This is a genomic window from Muricoccus radiodurans, assembly GCF_050154705.1.
Lineage (GTDB): Bacteria > Pseudomonadota > Alphaproteobacteria > Acetobacterales > Acetobacteraceae > Roseomonas > Roseomonas radiodurans.
Genome location: NZ_CP189561.1, coordinates 2,759,599 through 2,781,218, shown reverse-complemented (window position 1 = coordinate 2,781,218; position 21,620 = coordinate 2,759,599). Strand labels below are relative to the sequence as shown.

At 73.2% G+C, this 21,620-nt stretch carries 16 protein-coding genes; 14 read left to right on the top strand and 2 right to left on the bottom strand.

The features are described from left to right. The first annotated feature begins 88 nt into the window (after positions 1-88). The 14 genes from ACP6CK_RS13540 (at position 89) to ACP6CK_RS13475 (ending at position 19,505) form a co-directional block, all read left to right on the top strand. Positions 89-1,171: an amidohydrolase family protein gene (locus ACP6CK_RS13540; protein WP_426959539.1), complete on the top strand. Its 1,083-nt coding sequence runs from the start codon at positions 89-91 to the stop codon at positions 1,169-1,171. A 96-nt stretch (positions 1,172-1,267) separates the two neighbouring features. Continuing rightward, positions 1,268-2,992 carry a gamma-glutamyltransferase gene (gene ggt, locus ACP6CK_RS13535; RefSeq protein WP_426959538.1) on the top strand — a complete coding sequence of 575 codons (1,725 nt, stop codon included), beginning with the start codon at positions 1,268-1,270 and terminating at the stop codon, positions 2,990-2,992. Beyond that, complete coding sequence (locus ACP6CK_RS13530; RefSeq protein WP_426959537.1) at positions 2,982-4,418, top strand: amidase; 1,437 nt, start codon at positions 2,982-2,984, stop codon at positions 4,416-4,418. Before ggt ends, ACP6CK_RS13530 begins: the two co-directional genes overlap by 11 nt. 25 nt (positions 4,419-4,443) lie before the next feature. After that, positions 4,444-6,033, top strand: coding sequence for an ABC transporter substrate-binding protein (locus ACP6CK_RS13525; RefSeq protein WP_426959536.1), 1,590 nt, complete (start codon positions 4,444-4,446; stop codon positions 6,031-6,033). Positions 6,034-6,263: 230 nt separating this feature from the next. Beyond that, a complete protein-coding gene (locus ACP6CK_RS13520; protein ID WP_426959535.1) occupies positions 6,264-8,210 on the top strand; it encodes an alpha/beta hydrolase domain-containing protein in 1,947 nt (648 codons plus the stop codon). Between the two features lie 181 nt (positions 8,211-8,391). Further along, positions 8,392-10,326, top strand: coding sequence for a methyl-accepting chemotaxis protein (locus tag ACP6CK_RS13515; protein ID WP_426959534.1), 1,935 nt, complete (start codon positions 8,392-8,394; stop codon positions 10,324-10,326). Between the two features lie 4 nt (positions 10,327-10,330). Then, complete coding sequence (locus ACP6CK_RS13510) at positions 10,331-11,767, top strand: chemotaxis protein CheW (protein WP_426959533.1); 1,437 nt, start codon at positions 10,331-10,333, stop codon at positions 11,765-11,767. Next, positions 11,764-12,843: a chemotaxis-specific protein-glutamate methyltransferase CheB gene (gene cheB, locus ACP6CK_RS13505; protein ID WP_426959532.1), complete on the top strand. Its 1,080-nt coding sequence runs from the start codon at positions 11,764-11,766 to the stop codon at positions 12,841-12,843. Before ACP6CK_RS13510 ends, cheB begins: the two co-directional genes overlap by 4 nt. Then, the gene (locus ACP6CK_RS13500) at positions 12,840-13,715 is read left to right on the top strand and encodes a CheR family methyltransferase (RefSeq protein ID WP_426959531.1); all 876 of its coding nucleotides are present in this window, start codon (positions 12,840-12,842) and stop codon (positions 13,713-13,715) included. The genes cheB and ACP6CK_RS13500 overlap by 4 nt, the downstream gene beginning before the upstream one ends. Continuing rightward, a complete protein-coding gene (locus ACP6CK_RS13495; RefSeq protein ID WP_426959530.1) occupies positions 13,712-15,652 on the top strand; it encodes a chemotaxis protein CheA in 1,941 nt (646 codons plus the stop codon). The genes ACP6CK_RS13500 and ACP6CK_RS13495 overlap by 4 nt, the downstream gene beginning before the upstream one ends. Next, positions 15,649-15,897, top strand: coding sequence for a hypothetical protein (locus ACP6CK_RS13490; protein WP_426959529.1), 249 nt, complete (start codon positions 15,649-15,651; stop codon positions 15,895-15,897). Before ACP6CK_RS13495 ends, ACP6CK_RS13490 begins: the two co-directional genes overlap by 4 nt. Before the next feature lie 66 nt (positions 15,898-15,963). Further along, positions 15,964-16,347 carry a response regulator gene (locus ACP6CK_RS13485; protein WP_426959527.1) on the top strand — a complete coding sequence of 128 codons (384 nt, stop codon included), beginning with the start codon at positions 15,964-15,966 and terminating at the stop codon, positions 16,345-16,347. Continuing rightward, entirely contained in the window at positions 16,344-16,997 is a 654-nt protein-coding gene (locus ACP6CK_RS13480; RefSeq protein WP_426959526.1) for a chemotaxis protein CheX, read from the top strand. The genes ACP6CK_RS13485 and ACP6CK_RS13480 overlap by 4 nt, the downstream gene beginning before the upstream one ends. A 159-nt stretch (positions 16,998-17,156) precedes the next feature. Next, positions 17,157-19,505 (top strand): PAS domain-containing protein, encoded by a 2,349-nt coding sequence (locus tag ACP6CK_RS13475; protein ID WP_426959525.1) that lies wholly within the window; start codon positions 17,157-17,159, stop codon positions 19,503-19,505. Between the two features lie 259 nt (positions 19,506-19,764). Here the strand turns inward: ACP6CK_RS13475 and ACP6CK_RS13470 are convergent, their stop codons facing one another. Beyond that, positions 19,765-20,580: an ABC transporter ATP-binding protein gene (locus tag ACP6CK_RS13470; protein ID WP_426959524.1), complete on the bottom strand. Its 816-nt coding sequence runs from the start codon at positions 20,578-20,580 to the stop codon at positions 19,765-19,767. Beyond that, a complete protein-coding gene (locus ACP6CK_RS13465; RefSeq protein WP_426959523.1) occupies positions 20,577-21,602 on the bottom strand; it encodes an ABC transporter substrate-binding protein in 1,026 nt (341 codons plus the stop codon). The genes ACP6CK_RS13470 and ACP6CK_RS13465 overlap by 4 nt, the downstream gene beginning before the upstream one ends. Between the last annotated feature and the right edge of the window lie 18 nt (positions 21,603-21,620).

Below are 21,620 nucleotides of genomic sequence, written 5' to 3'. Positions count from 1 at the left end.
GCGCGCCGGCGTCCACCGGACAACCCTCTCGGCACGAGGCGGGCCTTCCGGCAGGGTCACGGCCCCTTGCATTGAACCCGAGGCCATCATGCCACCCGACGCGCAACCCAGACTGAACGCCTCGCGGCAGATCGCCATCCGCGAGGACTGGCTCGCCCGGCGCGTGGAGGAGGTGCTTCTCCCCGATCTGCCGATCGTGGACCCGCACCACCATCTCTGGCACCGGGCGGACGAGCGCTACCTCCTGGACGACCTGCTCCGCGACACCGGGAGCGGACATGACGTGCGCGCGACGGTCTTCGTGCAGTGCGCGTCCATGTACCGCCCGGACGGGCCGGAGGAGCTCCGCCCCCTCGGGGAGACGGAGTTCGTGAACGGCGTCGCGGCGGTGGCCGCGAGCGGCTTCTATGGGCGGACCCGCGCCTGCGCCGGCATCATCGGCTTCGCGGACCTCACCCTCGGTGACCGCGTCGCCCCGGTGCTGGAGGCGCATCTCGCGACCGCCGGCGCGCGGTTCCGCGGCGTCCGGAACCGCACGGCCTGGCATCCCTCGCCGGAGGTGCGGTCCAACCTCGTCACCCCGCCGCCCGGACCGCTGGAGGATCCGCGCTTCGTCGAGGGGGGCCGCGTCCTGGCGGCGCACGGCCTCAGCCTCGATGTCTGGGCCTATCAGACGCAGCTTCCGCTGGTGTCGGCGCTCGCGCGCGCGGTGCCGGGGCTGACGGTGGTGGTGAATCACTGCGGCGGGCCGCTGGGGATCGGGCCCTTCGCCGGGCGCCGTGCCGAGGGCTTCGCGGCATGGCGTCCCGATGTGCTGGCGCTCGCGGCCTTGCCGAACGTGGTGATGAAGCTCGGCGGCCTCGCGATGGAGGTGTCCGGCCTCGACTTCCACCGCCATCCCGACCCACCCGGCTCGGCGGCGCTGGCGGAGGCGTGGCGGCCCTATGTCGAGACCCTGATCGAGGCCTTCGGCCCGCGCCGCTGCATGTTCGAGAGCAACTTCCCCGTGGACAAGGGCATGTGCGGCTACGTCGCGCTGTGGAACGCCTTCAAGCGGCTGGCCGCCGGGGCCGGGGAGGCGGAGCGGGCCGCGCTCTTCGCGGGCACCGCGATCCGCACCTATCGGCTGGACGAGGCGCCCGGCTGCTCGGAGCTGTCCACGCTGCGCTGATCGGGCGGGCCCGCGCGGAATTCACCGGCGGCGCGCTGGCCCTCGTCGCGGACGCTCCGATACGCTTCCCGCCGCACGGGTGTGCGGCGGAGGACGATGAGGGCCATGCAGGACTGGCGGCAGCGAGCGGGAACCCTCTTCACGCCGGAGAAGGCGCCCGTGACCGCGGAGGGCGGGATGGCCGTGACCAACCACCCCCTCGCCTCCGCCGCCGCGGCGGAGATGATGGCGGCTGGCGGCAACGCCATCGACGCGACCATCGCCGCCCTGTTCACCCTAACCGTGGTGGAGCCGATGATGGTCGGCTTCTTCGGCGGCGGCGTCGCGCTCATCCGCCTGGCCGATGGACGAGAGGTGGTGCTGGACGGGCTCTCCACCGCTCCGGCTGCCGCACGTCCCGACATGTACCGGGCGATCGCCGACACCTGGCCCGACTACATGGAGACCGAAGGGCGCGCGAACCGGGTCGGCGCCACTGCGGTCGCCGTGCCCGGTACGCTGCAGGCGTGGTGCGAGGCGCTGGAGCGCTACGGCACCCTGCCGCTGGAGGCGGTGCTGGAGCCCGCCATCCGCCACGCCGCCCGCGGCTTCCGTGTCACCGGCTATCTCGCGGCCTGCATCGCGGAGCAGGCGGCAGACCTCGCGCTGGATCCCGGCATGGCCGCGATGTTCCTGCCCGGCGGATCTCCCCTGGCCGAGGGTAGTCTTCTCACCATGCCGGATTATGCCGGGACGCTGCGCCGCCTCGCGCAGGAGGGGCCGGGCGTGGTCTATGGCGGCGAGCTCGGCGCGCGGATCGTGGAGCACCTTCGCGCCGGTGGCTCGTGCATGACACCCGGCGACCTCGCGGCCTATCGCACGGAGACGCGCGAGCCGGTGCGCGGCACCTATCGCGGCGTGGACATCGTCGGCCCGCCGCCGCCCTGCTCGGGCGGCGTGCACATCGTCCAGATGCTGAACCTGATGGAGGGCTTCGATCTCCGCTCCTCCGGCTTCGGCACGGTGCGGACGCTGCACCTCGTGCTGGAGGCGCTGAAGATCGCCGCCGCAGACCGCCGCGCCGCCACGGCCGATCCGGCCTTCGTGGAGGTGCCCGTCGCGCGGCTGGTCTCGAAGGATTATGCCGCGCTGCGCCGGCCGGAGATCGATCCCGCCCGCAGCGGTGAATTCGGGCCGCGCGTGCTGTCGAACGAATCGGCCAACACCACGCATGTGACCATCGCGGACCGGCTGGGCAACATCGTCACCTCGACCCAGACGATCAACAGCCTGTTCGGCGCGCGCATCATGATCCCGGGCACAGGGATCATCCCGAACAACTACATGTATCTGTTCGATCCGCATCCCGGGAACGCGCTGTCGCTGCGGCCGGGCAAGCGGATCACCAGCGGCATCTCCGCGATGATCGGCCTGCGGGACGGTGCGCCGCTGTTTGCGGTGGGGCTGCCGGGCGCCTACCGCATTCCCTCCGCCGTGTTCCAGTTCGTGATGAACCTCGTGGACCACGGCATGAGCGTGCAGGAGGCGGTGGAGGCGCCGCGCGTCTTCACCCACGGCCCGGACGCCGAGATCGAGCACGGTGTGCCGGAATCCGTGCGCGATGCCCTGGCGGCCATGGGCCATCCGGTCCTGCCCCTGGATCACATCGCCGGGGGGATGGGCGCCATCCTGTTCGAGGGAAAGAGGATGACCGGCGCCTCCTGCTGGCGGGCGGACGGCGTGCCGATGGGGATGGGCGGCGGCTTGGCGCGCCGCGGCACATCCTTCTGGCCGGACCCCCGCAAGGTCCGGGCCGCGATGGAGGCGTCCCGTGGCGTATGACCGCGCGCTGATCGACCTGACGGCCACCGAGGCGGTGGCGCTGCTGCGCCGCCGCGCGGTGTCGCCGCTGGAGCTGGTGGAGGCGGCGGCGGGCCGCATCGCGGAGGTGGAGCCGGCGGTGAACGCCCTGCCGATCCTCTGTCTGGACCGCGCGCGGAACCAGGCGCGCGCCGTCGCTGCCGCGCCGCCCCGCCCGGGGGATCCGAACTGGCTCGGCGGCCTGCCGCTGACGATCAAGGACCTGGAAGAGGTGGCGGGGGTGCGCCACACCTCCGGCGGCTCCGTCCTGTTCGAGAACCACGTCTCCGAGCGCTCCGGCCCCGTGGTGGAGTTGCTGGAGGGGAATGGCGGCATCCCGCTGGGGAAGTCGAACTCCCCGGAATTCGGCTTCAACGCGAGCACGGTCAACGCGCTCTTCGGCCCGACGCGGAATCCCTTCGATACGCGGCTCACGGTGGGCGGCTCGTCCGGCGGCGCGGCGGCCTCGGTCGCGACGGGCGAGGCCTGGATGGCGCATGGCTCCGACCTCGGCTCCTCCATCCGTCTGCCGGCGGCCTTCTGCTCCGTGGTGGGGCTGCGGCCCTCGCCAGGGCGGGTGCCGCGGCCGCGGAAGGGGATGGTCTTCTCCATGCTGCCGGTGATCGGGCCGATCACGCGCACGGTGGCCGATGCCGGGCTGATGCTGGACGCCATGGCCGGCGAGGTCTGGACCGATCCGCTGAGCCTGCCCGCCGCCCCGCCCGGCACCTTCGCGCAGGCCGCGAGCACGCCGCGCAAGCCGGGACGGATCGGCTTCTCCATGGACCTCGGCGTGACGCCGGTGGACCCGGCCGTCGCGGCGGTGGTGGAGGCCGCGATCGCGCGACTGGCGGAGGCCGGCGCCGGGATCGAGCGGACGGCGCCGGACCTGTCCCAGGGACGCGACGTGTTCCACGCCATCCGCGGCGTGAACCACCTGGCGGCCTTCGCGCCGCTGATCGCACTGCACGGGGCTCGCGTGATCCCGGAGATCCATTCCAGCACGGAGCGCGCGGCCGGCCTGCCGATCGTGGACTACGCCCGCGCCGAGAATGCCCGTGCCGCGATGTTCCAGCGGCTGATGGACTTCCTGGCCGACCACGAACTCCTGATCTGCCCCACCGCGATCATGACGCCCTTCCCCGCGGAATGGCGCCGGGTGGAGCGGCTGGGCGACCATTCATTCGACTCCTACATCGACTGGATCGCCATCACCTTCACCCTCTCTCTGACCGCCTGCCCCGTGATCTCCATCCCCTGCGGCTTCACCCCGGCGGGGATGCCGGTGGGGCTGCAGATCCTCGGCCGCCCGCGCGGGGAGGCCGCCCTGCTGCGCGTGGCGGCCTGGTGCGAGGAGGTTCTCGGCGCCCTCGGCCACCGCCCCGTCGATCCCGTGATCCGTCACTGACCGAAGCGACAAGGAGGACCCGTCCATGCCGATCCCCAGCACGCGCCGCGCCATCCTGCAGGGAGGCGCGGGTCTCGCCGTCGCTCCCGCGGCGCCCGCTGCCATGGCGCAGCCGCGTCCCGGCGCGCCGCGCGTGATCAAGGCGGTGATGCACGCCACCCTCGGCGTGCTCGATCCCTTCGCCACCACGGCCTACATCACGCGGCAGCACGGCTACCTCGTCTATGACACGCTCTTCGCCGTGGATGCGCAGAACCGCGTGCATCCGCAGATGGTGGGGGCGTTCTCCGTCTCCCCGGACCGTCTCACCTACGACTTCCGTCTGCGCCCCGGCCTGAGGTTCCACGACAACACGCCCGTGACCACCGCCGACGTCCTCGCCTCCCTGAATCGCTGGATGCCGCGGGACGTGATGGGCACGCGCCTGCAGAACGTGACGGAGCGGCTGGAAGCGGTGGATGCGGAGCGGTTCCGGCTGGTGCTGAAGCGCCCCTACGGCCTTGTGCTGGAGACGTTGGCCAAGCCCGGCGGCCCCGTGCCCTTCATCCTGCCGAAGCGCCTGGTCGACATCCCGGCGGACCAGCGCATCACGGAGGTGAACGGCTCCGGCCCCTTCCGCTTCGTCGCCGCCGAGCACCGCTCCGGCGATCGCGTGGTCTATGAGCGCTTCGAGGGCTACGTGCCGCGGACCGAGCCGCCCTCCGGTCTCGCGGGCGGCAAGGTCGCGAAGGTGGATCGCGTGGAGTGGATGGAGATCAGCGATCCCCAGACCGCCGCCAACGCCCTGCTGGCCGGAGAGGTCCAGGTGCTGGAGAACATCCAGCCCGACATGATGGCGATGATGCGCCGCAACCGCTCGGTGGTCATGAAGGACCGCACCTCCGGCGGCTTCATGCTCATGCGGTTCAACAGCGCGCAGGCCCCCTTCAACAACAAGAAGGTGCGCCAAGCCGTGATGACCGCGATCAGCCAGAAGGAGTATCTGGACGCGCAGATCGGCGACGACAGCCTCATCCAGCCCTGCAACTCCGTCCTGAGCTGCGAGTCTCCGTATGCGGCTGACGTGCCCGGCCCGGCGGGGGACCGCGAGCGTGCGCGGGCGCTGCTGCGGGAAAGCGGCTACAACAACGAGCGGGTGATCATCCTGCACCCGGCCGACCTGCCCTCCGGCAGCGCGTTGGCACCGGTGACGGAGCAGCTTCTGCGCGCCATCGGCATAAACGTGCAGGTGGACAGCATGGACTGGAACAGCCTGCTGGCTCGCCGCAACCGCAACGTGCCTGTGGACCAGGGGGGCTGGAGCATCGCCTGGGGCATCTGGACGACGCTGGACCTGATGAACCCGGTCATCAACCTGAACCTCGATGGCCGCGGCGCGCGGGGCTACATCGGCTGGGCGGAGAGCCCGGAGATGGAGCGGCTGAGGAACGACTTCGCCTTCGAGACGGACCCGGCGCGGCAGATGGCGATCGCGGCCGAGCTCCAACGCCTGTCCAACGAGGAGGCCTTCTCTATCCCGCTCGGCGGCTACAAGTCCGTCACGGGCCACCGATCCAATGTGCGCGGTGTGGTCGCGGACCAGATCCTGGTGTTCTGGAACATGGAACTGGCCTGACGGCGGGATGCGGGATCCCGCGCGGAGGGTGCGGGACGGGTGAGGGCCCACGGCGGGGCCCGGTGACGGCCGAGGTGCCGCGCTCCGACGCGCGCCCGGGTTCGAGGGCTTGCGGCCTAGGGTCGGGGATGCGTCGCGGCATGTTCCGGCGATCCTGCCCGCGCATCGTGCTGGCCCCGGGGGAGGTGACGGGTCTAGCCTTCGGGCAACGAAACGGAGGGACGTCCACCATGCGGATGATGACGCTGGCCCTGGGCTTCGGCCTGCTGACCGGCCCGGCGATGGCGGAGGTGGTTCGGTTCGAGATGACCGCGCCTCCGCGCCCGGCCCTCGGTGGCGCTTCCTTCGGCAGCACCGGTGCCTATGAGGAGATCCGCGCCCGCGCGACGATCGCTCTGGACCCGGCCGATCCGCGGAACGCCGTGATCGCCGACCTCGACCGCGCGCCGCGCAACGCGCAGGGCCGGGTGGAGGCGACGGCGGACGTCATCATCCTGCGGCCCGCCGACGCGGCCCGCGGCAACGGCACCCTGCTGATGGAGGCGCCGAACCGCGGCAACCGCATCATCGGGCAGTTGCTGAACGATGCCCCGCGCACCGGCGCCACGCGGATGGAAGGGGCGGCGGATGCCGGCAATGGGTGGACCTTCCGCCAGGGCTACACCCTCGCCTGGGTGGGTTGGCAGGGGGACTGGACGCCGGGCAGCGGCATGCGCGTGGACGTCCCGAAGATCGACGGCATCACCGGTCCTTCGCGCGAGGAGTTCGTCTTCGACAACACCACCTCACCCGCGCAGGGGCGGCTGACCTATCCGGTGGCCGATCCGTCCAGCCTCGTGCTCACCGTGCGCGCCCGGCAGGACGATCCGCGGCAGCGCCCCGCCGACATGGCGGTGCGGCTGGTCGCGCCGGACCGGATCGAGATCACCCGCCCCGCGGGCTTCGACGCCGGCGCGATTTACGAGCTGACCTACACCGCGCGCGACCCGCTGGTGCTCGGCATGGGCTTCGCCGCGTTCCGCGACGTCGCGGCCTTCCTGCGGCGGGACGGGACGGCGTCCAATCCGATGGCGGCGAACGGACGCAGCGTGCTGACCGGCGCCACGGCCTTCGGCGTGTCCCAGTCCGGGCGCTTCCTGCGGGACCTGCTCTATCTCGGCTTCAACGAGGATGAGCGCGGCCGCCAGGTCTTCGACGGGATGGTGGCCCACATCCCCGGATCGCGCCGCAGCTTCACCAACGCCCGCTTCGCCCAGCCCGGGCGCAACCCGTCCGACCACACGGACCGGCTCTATCCGGCGGACCAGTTCCCCTTCACCTATGCCGTGACCACCGATCCGCTGACGGGGCTGCGGGACGGGCTGCTGCGGCGCTGCCGAACCACCGCCACCTGCCCCCGCATTTTCCAGACCGACAGCGAGTTCGAGTACTGGGGCGCCCGGGGGTCCCTGACCGTCACGGACGCCGCCGGCCGCCACGTGGACCTGCCGCCGGAGGTCCGCGCCTACATGATGATCGGCCATCCCCACTATGCCGAGGCGCAGGCGGTGGCGAACCGTACGCAGAGTTGCGTGATGCCGGTGAATCCCCTTCAGGCCGGCGCGCCGATGCGGGCGCTGATGGTCGCGCTGGAAGCCTGGATCAAGGAGGGCGTGGAGCCGCCGGCCAGCCGCACGCCGATGGTGGCGCACGGCACGCTCGTCGCCGCGCCCGCCTTCCCCGGCGTCCAGGGGATGCCGGCGTTCACCTCGCACACGCCGGCGCCGCTGCTCGACCTGTCCCAGATGCCGCCGGCGGTAACGGGCCGCTATCCCGTCCTGTTTCCCCGGCTGGACGCGGACGGCAACGCGATCGGCGGCATCCGACTGCCCGTGATCGAGGCGGCGCGCGCGACCTACACCGGTTGGAACCCGCGGGCGGAGGGCTTCGCGCCCGGCGCGCTCTGCACCAACACGGGCGGCGTCCTGCCGCTCGCGGGCACGCGCGCGGAGCGGATGGCGAACAACGACCCGCGTCCCTCCATCGAGGAGCGCTGGCCGGACCGCGCCGCCTATGTGGCGGCGGTGCGGCAAGCGGCGGAACGCCTGGCGGGAGAGCGGCTGCTGTTGCCGGAGGACGTCCAGGCGACCGTCGCCGCGGCAGAGGCCGGCACGCTGGACCGGCTCCGGACGCCCTGACAGGAAGGGCGGTGCCGCCCGGTCTCCGCCCGGGCGGCGGCCCTTTCCCTTCTTCGCGCTGACGGGCTGGCCCGAACGCGGCCGGTCCTGCCGCGGGTTGGCCGGGCGCCCTGTGCCTTTCCACGTCCGGCCGGTATGATGCGGCCGATGGCCTGAGTGGCGCCATCCCGCTGGAGGCTGCATGGCGCTGGTCAAGACGTCCGAACTCACCAGGAGCGGACGCCGGCCCGCCGTCGCGGAGGACGCCGCGCCCGCCATCGCGCGGCCGGCGCCGGCGCCCGCCCAGCGCGCGATGGCCCGATCCCGTGCCCGCCGCCATCAGGCCGCCGAGCGGATCGGCGCGGCGTCGGAGCAGCTGGCGGCCGGCATCACGGAGGCCTCGGCCTCGGCCGAGGAGCTGCGGCGCTCCCTGGAGCAGATCGCCGCGGCCGCGGAGGAAGCGGCGGGCGCCACGCAGCAGAGCCAGGGCGCCATCGACAGCCTCGGCGCGGCCTTCGCGGGGGCGCGGGACCGGGCGGGCACGTCGCGCCGGATGACCGACGCGCTGCAGGCCCTGCTCATCGAGGTCGGTGCCGGGATCGCGGCCGCGGCGGCCTTCGTGGAGGACCGCGCCGCCCGGCAGCTTCGCTCGGTCGAGATCGTCGCGACGCTGGAGGCGCAGGCGGCCAGCATCGGCGAGATCACCGGCACCGTGGCCGACATCTCCGACCAGACGAACCTTCTCGCGCTCAACGCCGCGATCGAGGCTGCGCGTGCCGGGGAGCAGGGGCGCGGCTTCGCCGTGGTGGCGGAGGAGGTGCGCGCGCTGGCGGAGACGTCCGAATCGAGCGCCCGCGCGGTGCAGGAGCTCGTCGCCTCGATTCGCGAGGCGGTGCGCAGCATTGCCGCCCGCATCCGCGCGGCCGCCGAGACCGCGGAGGGAGAGGCGCGGAACGGCCGCGGGGCGGTCGCGACGCTGGACGCTGTCCGGGCCGAGATGGGAGGCATCGCGGAGGGCGCCCAGTCCATCCTGCTCGCCGCGGTCGAGGCCGAGACGAGCGCCCGCGAGGCGCAGCGCGGGGCGGAGGCGGTGGCCAGCGCGGCCGAGCAGCAATCCGCCGCGACGACCGAGGCGCAGCGTGCCGTGGAGCAGCAGACCACGGCGCTGGAGGGAAGCAGCCAGGCCGCGCAGATGCTGGCCGCCATGGCCGAGGCGCTCCAGGGCGACGGGTCGGGCAACGGCCGGGCCGAGGAGGTGGCCTCGGCCGCCGAGGAGCTCTCGGCGACCGTGCAGGAGCTGTCCGGCTCCGCCGGGCAGATCATGTCGGCGCTCGGCGAGATCGCGCGGGGGGCGCAGGCGCAGGCGGCCGCCATGCAGCAATCCTCCGCGGCCATGGCGCAGATCGAGCGTGCGGCGACCGCGACCCGGAGCGCTGCCGCGGAGGCCCTGCAGCAGCTGGACGTCCTCTCGCCGCGCGTGGCGGAAGGGCGCGGCGCCGCGCAGGGACTGGGTCGCAGCCTGGAGGGGGCGCTGCGGGAAGCCGAGGCGGTCTCGGCCCTCGTCGTCGCGCTCGAGGTCACGCGCCGGCGGATCGAGAAGATCGTGGACGCGATCGCGCTGACCGCCGTGCAGACGAACATGCTGGCCGTCAGCGGCTCGGTGGAGGCGGCGCGCGCCGGCGAGTCCGGCAGCGGCTTCGCGGTGGTGTCCGCCGACATCCGCGACCTCGCGCGCGACGCGGCCGGCCATGCCGACCGGATGAAGGACGCGGTGCGGGACATCCGCGACCAGGTGGAGGTCGTGCGCCGCGACCTCGACGCGATGTCCGCGGCCTCGCTGGGGCAGGTCGCGCGGATCGGGGGTCTCTCCGGGCGGCTCGAGGCGGCCGAGGCCGATCTGGCGGTGCTGCGGGCCGGCGCGCAGGAAATCCTCGGCAGCGCGGGGGCCGTGCTCGACGGGGTGCGCGAGGTGCTGGCCGGCACCCAGGCGATCGCCGCCGCATCCGAGGAGGCGAGCGGCGCCGCCGGCGAGGCCTCCGCGGCCGCCCGCCAGCAGGCGAAGGGCACGGAGGAACTCGCCGCCGCCATCGAGGAGATCGCAAGCCTCGCCGACGAACTTCGGACCGCGGAGGGCTGAGCCGGTGAGGCCGGCGGCGCGCGCGGCCGGGGAGGAACAGGCCCTGACGGTGGCGGTGGCGGGCGAGCGCCTGGCCCTTCCCGCCGACCGTGTGCGGGAGGTGCTGCGGCCACGTCCCGTCACGCGCGTGCCGCACGCGCCGCGCGCCCTCCTCGGCCTGGCCAACCTGCGCGGCACGGCGCTGCCGGTCGTGTCCCTCGCGGCCCTGACGGGGCGAGAGGGCGCGGGGCCATCGCCCGCCGCGCGCGTGGTGGTGACGGTGGGGGAGGCACCCATCGGGCTGCTGGTGGATGCCGTCTTCGCCCTCGGCGCGGAGGGCGATGCCCGCTCGCTGGATCTGGACGCCCTGCTGGCACAGGCCTTCGGCACGCCCGCGCGGCGCGGCGTGGCCGGCCGGGGGGAGGGCGCCGCCGGGATTTCCGGGGCGGCGCCGCCGGCCGCCGAGGGGCTGGCCCTGCTGACCTTCGCGGTGGCCGGGCAGGACTACGCCCTGCCGCTGGACAAGGTGTCCGCGGTGGCGCGGCTGCCGGCGGAGGTGACGGAGGTGCCGCGCACCGGCCAGGCGATGCTCGGCGTGGCCGCGTACCGGGGCGGTCTGCTGCCCCTCGTCTCGCCGCACGCGCTGCTCGGCCTTCCGGCGGGGGAGGTGGACCGGGCGCGGCGGCGGATCGTGGTGACACGGTTGGGCCCTGCCCTGGTCGGCCTCGTGGTGGACCGGCTGACCGGTATCCTCCGGCTGCCGGAATCCGCGATCGACGCCGTTCCCCCCGTGCTCACCCGCGGCGCAGGGGAGGCGCGGGTGGAGGCGATCGGCCGGCTGGACGGCGGGCGGCGCCTCGTCTCCATCCTCTCGCCGGCGCGGCTGTTCGACGACGAGACGGCATCGCGCCTGCTGGCCGATGCCGGGAGGGAGGCGCGCGACATGTCCGGAACGGGAATCCAGGCCGAGGCGGCCGAGCGCTTCGTGGTCTTCCGCCTGGGAGGCGAGCATTTCGGCATCCCGATCGCCGCGGTGGATGAGGTGGCGCGCCGCCCGGGGAGCCTGACGCGGGTTCCGCGCGCCCCCGCCTTTGTGGAGGGCGTGATGAACCTGCGCGGCGCCGTCGTTCCCGTGATCGACCAGCGCCGCCGCTTCGCCGCGGAGGGCACGGCGGCGGGGCCGGGCGGGCGCGTCGTCGTGGTCACGGTGGAAGGGGTCCGCGCCGGGCTGGCGGTGGACGCGGTGACGGAGATCCTGTCGCTTCCCGCCGGTTCCCTCGCGCCCGCGCCGGCCCTCGCCGCGGGGGAGGTGGCCGTCTTCGACCGCGTGGCGACGGTGGAGCGGGACGGGCGCATGATCCTGCTCATCGAGCCGCGCGCCCTGCTGGATGCGGCGGAGCGCGATCTCCTCGCGGCGATGGCCGCGCGGGCCGCCGGGACGGGGGCCGCCCCCGCCTCGTGATCCGGCTGCTGGTCGTGGATGACTCCGCCCTGATGCGCCGCCTGCTCGGCGAGGTCTTCCGGGCGGAGGGGGATTTTGAGCTCGCCTTCGCGCGCGACGGCATGGAGGCGCTGGAGAGCCTCGCCGCCTTCCGGCCCGACGTGATGACGCTCGACGTGCAGATGCCGCGCATGGACGGCCTCGCCTGCCTCGACCGCGTGATGCTGGAGCACCCGCTTCCGGTGGTGATGGTGTCCTCGCTGACCGAGGCGGGGACGCGCGAGACGCTGGAGGCGCTCGCGCTCGGCGCCGTGGACTTCGTGCCGAAGCCCGGCGGGGCCGTGTCGCTCGGGATGGACGAACTCGGGCCGCTGCTGGTGGAGAAGGTGCGGGCCGCGGCCGGCGCCCGGCTTCGGCCGAGCCACCGCCTGGCAGAGCGCGTCCGCCTGCGCACCGGCCTGTCTCCGGCCCGGCGGCGCCCGCCCGCCCCGCCGCCCACCCCCGGGCCGGGCCCGGCCGGGACCGCCGACCGGGTCGTGCTCGTCGGCTGCTCCACCGGCGGACCATCGGCGCTCGACGCGCTGCTCGGGCCGCTGCCCCCCGATTTTCCCTGGCCGATCCTCGTGGCCCAGCACATGCCGGCCGCCTTCACCGGGCCGCTCGCGCGACGCCTGGACCGCCTCTGCGCCCTGTCGGTCGAGGAGGTCTCGCGTCCCGTGCCGATCGTGCCGGGGAAGGTCTACATCGGGCGGGGAGATGCCGACGTCATCGTCGGGCAGCGGCCCGGCGGACCCGTCGCGATGGCGGCGCCGTCCCTGCCGTCGCATCGCTGGCACCCCAGCGTGGACCGGATGGTGGCGAGCGCGATGCAGCACCTGCCGGCCGAACGCCTGGTCGGCGTGCTGATGACGGGCATGGGGAATGACGGCGCCGCCGCCATGGCGCGGCTGCGGGCCGAGGGCGGCCGCACCATCGCCGAGGCCGAGGAGACCGCCGTGGTCTGGGGCATGCCGGGCGAGCTGGTGCGCGCCGGCGGCGCGGAGGCGGTGCTGCCGCTCGAGGCCATCGCCGGCGCGCTGAAGGACTGGGCGGCGTGAGCGGGGCCGGTGGGGCCACCGCGCCGCCGAGCGCGGAGGAGCTGCGCCGTCTCTGCGACTTCATCTATCGCCGTAGCGGGATCGCCTATGGCGAGGGCAAGCGCGCCTATCTCGAGCGCCGGCTCGCACAGGGGATGGAGCGCGCCGGTACCGACTCGGTGCCTGCCTATCTCGCTCTGCTTCGCGCAGGCCCGCCGGAATCCGATCGCTTCATCAACAGCATCACCGTCAACGAGACGTATTTCTACCGGGAGGAGCACCAGCTCCGCTGCCTCGGCCGCGCGCTGCTCCCGGAAATCGTGGCGCGGCGCGGCCCGGGCGACGCTGTCCGGCTCTGGTCGGTGCCCTGCTCCACCGGCGAGGAGCCCTACTCCATCGCCGTCTGGCTGCTGGAGAACTGGGCGCTGGTGGATGCCTACAACATCGAGATCGTCGGCTCCGACCTCGATGACGAGGTGCTGGCCGCGGCGCAGGAGGGGCGCTACGCCGCGCGTTCCCTGGCGCGCCTGTCCGCCGATCTGGTCGAGCGCTACTTCGAGGCGCCGCGGGCCGGGCGGCGGCAGATCATCCGGGACCTGCGGGAATCCGTGCGCTTCACCGCGGCGAACCTCGTGGACGCGGCGAGCATGGCGGCCCAGGGACGCTTCGACGTGCTGTTCTGCCGCAACGTGCTCATCTACTTCGATGACGCCTCCCGCGAGGCGGCGTCGCGCACGCTCTTCGACGCGCTGAATCCCGGTGGCTTCCTCCTCCTCGGCCATTCGGAATCGATGGCCCGCATCTCCGATCGCTTCACGATGCGGCGCTTCGAGGATGCCATCGTCTATCAGCGCCCGCTCCTGCCCCCGGGGGCGCGGATGCCCCCGGCATGAGCGAGTTGCTGGACCAGTTCCTGGTCGAAGGGCGCGAGCTGATCCAGCAGGCGACCGAGGAGCTGCTCGCGCTGGAGCGCGATCCGGCGGATGCGGCGCGGCTGCATGCCGCCTTCCGCGCGGTGCACACGCTGAAGGGCTCGGTGGCCCTGTTCGACCTCGCGCCGATGGAGCGCGCGCTGCACGCGGCGGAGGACCTGCTGGACGCCCTGCGCGGCGGGCGGGCGGAGGTCGGGCCCGGTGCGATCGAGCCGCTGCTGGCACTGATCGGCGTCAGCGAGGCCTGGATGGAGGCGATCGCGCGGACGGGCGGCCTGCCCGAGGAGGCCCCCGAGCGCGCGCGGGCGCTGGAGGCGGCGTTGCGCGGGGCGCTGACGGGAGAGCGGGCGCCTCCGCCGGATCCCGCCGCGATCCCGGACTGGCTGCCCGCCCTGGTGGCGGGCGAGGCGGCGGCGGTCGCCGCGGCGCAGGCCGCAGGGCGGCCGGTGACCGCGCTGCGCTACGTGCCGGTGCCGGACTGCTTCTTCCTCGGCGACGATCCGATGGCGCTCGTCCGCGCCGTGCCGGAGCTGATCGCCCTGCGCGTCGCGCCCCGCGAGCCCTGGCCGGCGGAGGAGCCCGATCCCTTCGCCTGCAACCTCGTCATCGAGCTGCTGAGCGCGGCGGCGGAGGCCGATCTGCGGCCGGTGTTCCGCTTCGTCGCGGATCAGGTGGCCTTCGCCGCGGTCCCGCCGCCCGCCCCCGTCCGAACGGAGGCGGCGCCGGTCGCGGGGGCCGCCCGCAGCCTGCGGGTGGACGTGGCGCGGGTCGACGCGCTGATGGACCTGGTGGGCGAGCTGATCGTCGCGAAGAACGGCCTCGTCCATCTCGTGGCCGAGGCGGGCGGAGCGGAGCCGCGCCTCGCGCGCGCGCTGGCCGAGAGCGGGGCCGGGATCGAGCGGCTGGCCGAGGCGATGCACCGGGCGGTGATGGATCTTCGGATGGTGCCGCTGTCCCGGACCTTCCGCCGCCTGCCCCGCCTGGTGCGCGAGGCCGCGGCGGGGCTGGGAAAGACCGTCGCGCTGGAGATCCGGGGCGAGGCGGTGGAGGCCGACCGGGCGATCGTGGACGGGCTGTTCGACCCGCTGCTGCACCTGCTGCGCAACGCGGTGGACCACGGGATCGAGGACCCCGCGGGGCGGGCCGCCGCCGGCAAGCCGGCGACCGGACGCATCACGCTGGAGGCGCGGCGCGAGGGCGAGGGCATCGCGGTGGAGGTGACGGATGACGGGCGGGGCATCGATCCCGTCCGCATCCGCCAGGCCGCGAGGACGCGGGGCCTCATGCCCGAGGCCTCGCTCGCCGCGCTGGACGACGCGGCGGCCGTGCAGCTCGTCTTCCATCCCGGCTTCTCCACCGCCGCCTCCGTCACTGCCCTGTCCGGCCGCGGCGTCGGCATGGACGCGGTGCGGGCCGCGGTGGAGGGGCTGGGGGGACGTGCGTCCCTGACCGGTCGGCCCGGTTCCGGTGCGACCGTCCGGCTGCTGCTGCCGCAGGGCGCCGCGGTCACCACCGTGCTGATGGTCCGCCAGGGGGGGGAGACCTACGGGGTGCCGGTCGAGGGCGTCGCCGAGACGGCGCGCGTCCCAGCCGATCGGATCCTTCCCCTGCGCGACGGAGAGGCCTTCGTCCTGCGGGACCGGACCGTACCGCTGCTGCGCCTCTCGGCCCTGCTGGACCTTCCCGCAGCGCCGCGCGGCGGTGTCGCGCGGGTGCTCGTGCTCGGTGCCGGCGCCGGGCGGATCGGGGTGGAGGTGGACGGCTTCGCGGGCCGGGCGGACGTGCTGCTGCGCCCCCTGGCCGGGCTGCTGGCCGGGACGCCCGGCGTGACGGGCACGGCGCTGCTGGGGGACGGGCGGGTGCTCATGGTGCTCGACCTGCCGGGGCTGATCGGATGAGCGTGCGACTGGAGGGGTCGGTGATCCGGATCGAGGGCGAGGCACGGGTCGAGGATGCCGAGGCCCTGGTCTCCCTGCTGCGGGACGGCGCCGGGCGAAGCGTCGACCTGACCGCCGCCGGCCCCCTGCATGCCGCGGTGGTGCAGGTGCTGATGGCGCTGCGGCCGCCCCTTCTCGGCCCGGCGGGCGATCCCTTCACGGCGCGCTGGCTCCTGCCGCTTTTGGCCCCCGGTCCGCCGGGCTAGACTGGGCCTGACCGCTGGCTGGGACGGGTGCTGCCCCGGACGCTGGGTCCCCCTTGGAGTGCCGGCATGGCCACCACCGTCCTGATCGTCGATGACAGCAAGCTGGCGCGGATCGTGGCCGGCAAGGCGATCCAGGCGCTGGAGCCGGGGTGGGAGCGGGCGGAGGCGAGCAACGCCGACGAGGCGCTGGCCCGCGTCGCGGCGGGCGGGATCGACGTCGCGCTGCTCGACTACAACATGCCGGGGAAGGACGGGCTGGCGCTGGCGACGGAGCTGCGGGCGCTGCACCCGACCATGCCGCTGGCCGTCATCACCGCCAATGTCCAGGACGAGATCATCGCCCGCGCCCGCGCCGTGAACGCGACCTTCGTGGCCAAGCCGGTGACGGAGGATGGACTGCGCGGCTTCGTCTCCGGCGCGGCCCTGCGGCTGCGCGCGGGGGCACGGTGATCCCGCCCCCCGCCGGCACGCTACTCTCCCCGCTGGAGCGCGACGCCCTCACGGAGCTGGTGAACATCGGCGTGAGCCGGGCCGCCGCGAGCCTGCGGAAGATGGTGGGCGGGGAGGTCCTGCTCTCCGTTCCCTCGATCGAGATCGTGGACCACCGGCGCGCCACCGCCCTCATCCGGGAGCGGGAGGGCGGGGAACTCGTGGTGGTGCGGCAGGACTTCTCGGGTGCCTTCCAGGGCCGGGCGCTGCTCATCTTCCCCCAGGTGAACGGCCTGGAGCTGGTGCGCGCCGTGCTGGGCGAGGCGGTGCCGCCGGAAGAGGCGGCCGCGATGGAGGAGGAGGCGCTGGCCGAGACGGGCAACGTCATCCTCAACAGCTGCCTCGCCACCATGGCGAACATGCTGGAGCATTCCCTGACCATGTCGCTGCCGCAGGTGCTGCGGAGCGACGGCGGCGACTTGCTGCGGGCCGGGGGCGGGCTGGAGGAGGGCCTCGTCCTCTTCCTCTACATCAACTTCTCCGTGCGGGACCGGAGCATCCGCGGCTACATTGCCATGGTGATGGATCTGCCCTCGCTCGGCGCGCTGAAGCAGCTTGTCGGCGAGTTCATCGCCCGCGTGATGCAGGACGAGGCGGAGCATGGAAGCTGAGGCCGGCGGCCACCTCTGTGTGCCGGGCTGCCGCGCCCATTCGGGCAGGCAGGCCGCTGCGGCTGCGGGCCTGCCGGTGAGCGGCGGTCGTGCCAGGGTCTGCGGCCGGTTGCCGGGAGCATCGGAACGGGTGGGCCGTGCGCCCGCGATGAAGCGCCGGTGACGGCGCTGACGGACGGCGCGCGCGACGCCTCGCTGCGGGAACCGGTGAGCGTGCAGGAGCGGTTGCGCGACGCCCTCTCCGCCTCCGGGGCGATGGCGGCCTGGGACTGGTCCATCGCGGAGCGGCGCATCGTGGGCGATGCCCGTTTCGCCGCGCTCTACGGGCTGACGGAGGCGGAGGCGGCCCATGGCGTGTCGCCCGCGACCTTCTTCTCCATCATCCATCCCGAGGACCAGACGCGCATCCGGCTCGCGGTCGGCGGCATACTGCGGGGGGCGGACGTCTTCGCGAAGGAGTACCGCCTCCTCCTGCCTGGCGGCCTCGTCCGATGGGTGCAGGCCCGCGGCCGCCGCCACGCGGAGGAGGGTCGCTTCGCCGGCACGCTGGTGGACATCACCGACCAGAAGCGCGCGGAGGAGCGGCTCCGGATCGCCCAGACGGCCGGCGGCGTCGGCACCTTCGAGTATGTGGGCGGCTTCGGCACCGTGTCCGTCTCCGCCCAGTTCTGCGCCCTGCTGGGCCTGCAGCCGGCCCAGGACCTGCCGCTGCGGACGATCAACGCGGTGGTGCATCCGCAGGACCCGCCGATCATCAGCCTGCCGGACGAGACCGGGGACGGCCTGATCAGCCAGGCGGAGTTCCGCATCATCCGCCCGGACACCGGCGAGCAGCGCTGGCTGACCCGGCGCGGGGAGTTCCTGCGCGACACGGACTCCTCCGACCTCCGCTTCAGCGGCGTGATCTACGACGTGACCGACGCGAAGCGCACGGAGGAGGCGCTTCGCCACCTGAACGACGCGCTGGAGGCGCGGGTCGCGGAGCGGACGGCGGACCTCAACCGCATGTGGCGCCTCTCGGCCGAGATCATGCTCGTGCTGCGCTTCGACGGCACGATCACCGCGGTCAATCCGGCGTGGATGACGGTGCTCGGCTGGCCCGAGGTCGATCTCATCGGGCGTCAGGTGTTCGAACTGATCCACCCGGACGATGCCGAAGGCGCGCATGGCGGCGTGGAAGCCCTGTCCCGCGGGGAAACCTTGACGCGCTTCGTCACTCGGTACCGGACGCGGGGCGGAGCCTATCGTTGGATCAGCTGGTCCGCCGCCTCGGGCGAAGGATTGATCAACGCCGTGGGACGCGACGTCACGGCGGAGCGGGAGCAGGCGGAGGCCCTGCGGCAGGCCGAGGAGCAACTCCGTCAATCGCAGAAGATGGAGGCGGTCGGCCAGCTCACGGGCGGGCTGGCGCACGATTTCAACAACCTGCTGACCGGCATCATCGGCAGCCTGGAGCTGTTGCGGACGCGGGTCGCACAGGGGCGGCTGGCGCAGGTGGACCGCTACGTGATGGCCGCGCAGGGGGCGGCGAACCGCGCGGCGGCCCTGACGCACCGGCTCCTCGCCTTCTCCCGCCGGCAGACGCTCGATCCGAAGCCGACCCGGGCGAACCGGCTGATCGCCGACATGGTGGAGCTCATCCAGCGGACCGCGGGGCCGGCCATCAAGGTGGAGACGGTGTTGGCCGCGGGTCTCTGGCCCACGCTGTGCGACCCGAACCAGCTGGAGAACGCGCTCCTCAACCTCTGCATCAACGCGCGCGACGCGATGCCCGATGGCGGCCACCTGACCATCGAGACGAGCAACGCCTGGCTGGACGAACGCGCGTCCCGGCAACGGGACATGACGGCGGGCCAGTACGTCTCGATCTCCGTGACCGACACCGGCACGGGCATGCCGCCGGACGTCGTGGCGCGGGCCTTCGACCCCTTCTTCACCACCAAGCCGATCGGCCAGGGCACAGGGCTTGGCCTGTCCATGATCTACGGTTTCGTGAAGCAGTCCGGCGGCCAGATCCGGATCTACTCGGAGGTGGACAAGGGCACGACCATGCGGCTCTACCTGCCCCGGCACTGGTCGGAGGCCGAGGACGAGACGCGCCCCGCCGAGTTGCTGCCTGTGCCGCGCGCCGAGCAGGGCGAGACGGTGCTGGTGGTGGATGACGAGCCGACCGTGCGGATGCTGGTGACGGAGGTCCTGGAGGATCTCGGCTACACGGCGATCGAGGTGACCGACGGTGCCTCGGCCTTGCAGGTCCTGCAATCCGACGTCCGCGTGGATCTTCTCGTCACCGATGTCGGCCTGCCCGGGGGGATGAACGGCCGCCAGGTCGCGGATGCCGGGCGGTCGCTCCGGCCCGGGCTGAGCGTCCTCTTCATCACCGGCTATGCCGAGAACGCCGTCCTGGGCAATGGCCATCTGGAGCCGGGGATGCACGTGCTCAGCAAGCCCTTCGAGATGGACGTGCTGGCGAGCCGCATCCGGCAGTTGATCGGGACGTCCTCGTGACGCGCTGGGCGCGGCGGAGCTGATCCGTTGCGCCGTCGGCCCCGGGGAAGAGAAGGAATTCTCTCCCCCGGCCCCCCACTCATCTCGTTTTGCCTGGCTGCCGCGGAATCTGTCGTCGGGCTCTCCCGCGCCCGGACTTCTTGGCAGCCTGGCAATGCAAGATGAGGGATCGAATGCATGCATTCGACGGGCCAGGAGAGGGAGAGTTCCCTCTTCCCGAAGTCACCAGGGCCGGCTGATCAGGACGTCCGCCCGTCCGTCACGCCTCGGGATCCTCCATGCCCCAGATCAGGGACAGCACGCGTTCCCGCAGGGCGATGAAGTCCGGGCGGCTCTTGACCGTGCGGATGTTCTCCTCCGCCGCGCCGCGCGCGAAAGGCGTGGCGATGCGTTCGACGATGCGGCCGGGGCGCGGGGACATCACCACCACCTCGGTGCCGAGATAGACGGCCTCCTCCACGCTGTGGGTGATGAAGACCACGGTCATCCCGGTGCGCCGCCACACCGCGTGCAACTCTTCCTGCATGCGCTCCCGCGTGAGGGCGTCCAGCGCGCCGAAGGGCTCGTCCATGAGCAGCAGGCGCGGCTCGTTGCAGAGGGCACGGGCGATGGCCAGGCGCTGCTGCATGCCGCCGGACAGCTCGTAGGGGTAGCGGTCGCGGAAATCCCACAGACCCGTGGTGCGCAGCCAGCGCTCGACGCGCTCCGCCGCCATCCGCGGGTTCTCGCCGCGCATGCGGGGACCGAAGCCGGCATTGGCGCGCACGGTCATCCAGGGGAACAGCGCGGGCTGCTGGAACACCACGCCGCGGTCCGGGCCGGGGCCGTCCACCGCGCGCCCATCCACGCTGACCGTGCCGCTGGTGGGCGTCAGGAAGCCTGCAAGGGTCTGCATCATGGTGGTCTTGCCGCAGCCGGACGGTCCGACGATGCAGACGAAGTCGCCGGCGGCGAAGGAGAGGTCCGCGCTCTGCAAGGCGAGCACCGACTCCGGTCCCTCGCCGTAGCGGACCGAGACGCCCTGGAAGCGGACGAAGGCGGGCGTCGTGACGCCCGCCACCGGTCCGTCGTTCACGCCACCGCCCGCTGGAGGTATTCCGTGTGGATCGCGCGGCCGAAGACCTCCACCCCGGGGGCGGAGCGGATGGAGCGCTGCTCCACCAGGAAGTCGGCGGTGCCCTTCAGCACCCCGGCGAAGGCTCCGGGCTGGCCCGGCGCGCCGAGCCAGCGCGCGCTCATCTGATCCGCCAGGGAGATGAAGTCGTACTCCTCCATGTCGGCCTTCGCGACCTGCGGCGTCACGCCGGCCTGGCGCGCGACGATGGCGGCCGCGGCATCGGGCTGGGTGCGCCACATCTCCAGCGCCCGGCCGTAGGCCTTCAGGAAGCCGACGATCGCGTCCGGGTAGGAGGCGGCGAAGGCGTTGCGCACGACGATGAGGTCCGCGACCACGTAGCCCGCCCGGTCCAGCGTGTCCCAGGTGCGGAAGACCTGGCCGCCGGCCTCCAGCAGCTTGCTCTTCGCCGGGGCCCAGACATAGGCGGCGTCGATCTCGTTGCGCGCCCAGGCCGCCTGGATCGCGGCCGGGCGCATGTCCAGCACCGTCACGTCCCGCTGCGTGAGGTTGTTCGTCTTGAGGAAGCCGAGCAGTCGGAAATGGCTCGTGGAGCCGAAGGGCGTCGCCACCTTCTTGCCCCGGAAGTCTGCGGGAGTGCGGATGTTCGTGCTGGCGCGGACCGTCATCTCCTCGGCCGGGCCGATATTGTCCACCACGCCGACGAGCTGGAAGGGCAGGTTCTGGCTGATGCCGGAGGCCGTGGCGACGGAGCCGGTGGCGAGGCCGATGTCGCAGGAGCCGGCGACCATCGCGGTGTTGATCTCCGCGCCGGAGGCGAACTCCGTCCAGGTGATCGGGCCACCGAGGCCCTGCGCGAACCATTCCTCGCCCTTGGCGATCATGGTGGGCTTCGTCTCGGTGAAGAAGCCGACATTCACCCGCTCCGGTGCCGCCGCGCGGCCGGTGCCGAGACCGCCCGCGTAGGCGGCGGCGATGAGCGAGGCCAGCGCGGTGCGCCGGGTCACCTGGGGTTGCGGCATCCTGGATTCTCCTTCTCT

Bases quoted from the DNA above. Each gene is read 5' to 3' on its own strand.
- ACP6CK_RS13540 (WP_426959539.1), top strand. From the start codon at position 89: ATGCCACCCGACGCGCAACCCAGACTGAACGCCTCGCGGCAGATCGCC.
- ggt (WP_426959538.1), top strand. From the start codon at position 1,268: ATGAGGGCCATGCAGGACTGGCGGCAGCGAGCGGGAACCCTCTTCACG.
- ACP6CK_RS13525 (WP_426959536.1), top strand. From the start codon at position 4,444: ATGCCGATCCCCAGCACGCGCCGCGCCATCCTGCAGGGAGGCGCGGGT.
- ACP6CK_RS13520 (WP_426959535.1), top strand. From the start codon at position 6,264: ATGCGGATGATGACGCTGGCCCTGGGCTTCGGCCTGCTGACCGGCCCG.
- ACP6CK_RS13515 (WP_426959534.1), top strand. From the start codon at position 8,392: ATGGCGCTGGTCAAGACGTCCGAACTCACCAGGAGCGGACGCCGGCCC.
- ACP6CK_RS13495 (WP_426959530.1), top strand. From the start codon at position 13,712: ATGAGCGAGTTGCTGGACCAGTTCCTGGTCGAAGGGCGCGAGCTGATC.
- ACP6CK_RS13490 (WP_426959529.1), top strand. From the start codon at position 15,649: ATGAGCGTGCGACTGGAGGGGTCGGTGATCCGGATCGAGGGCGAGGCA.
- ACP6CK_RS13485 (WP_426959527.1), top strand. From the start codon at position 15,964: ATGGCCACCACCGTCCTGATCGTCGATGACAGCAAGCTGGCGCGGATC.
- ACP6CK_RS13465 (WP_426959523.1), bottom strand. From the start codon at position 21,602: ATGCCGCAACCCCAGGTGACCCGGCGCACCGCGCTGGCCTCGCTCATC.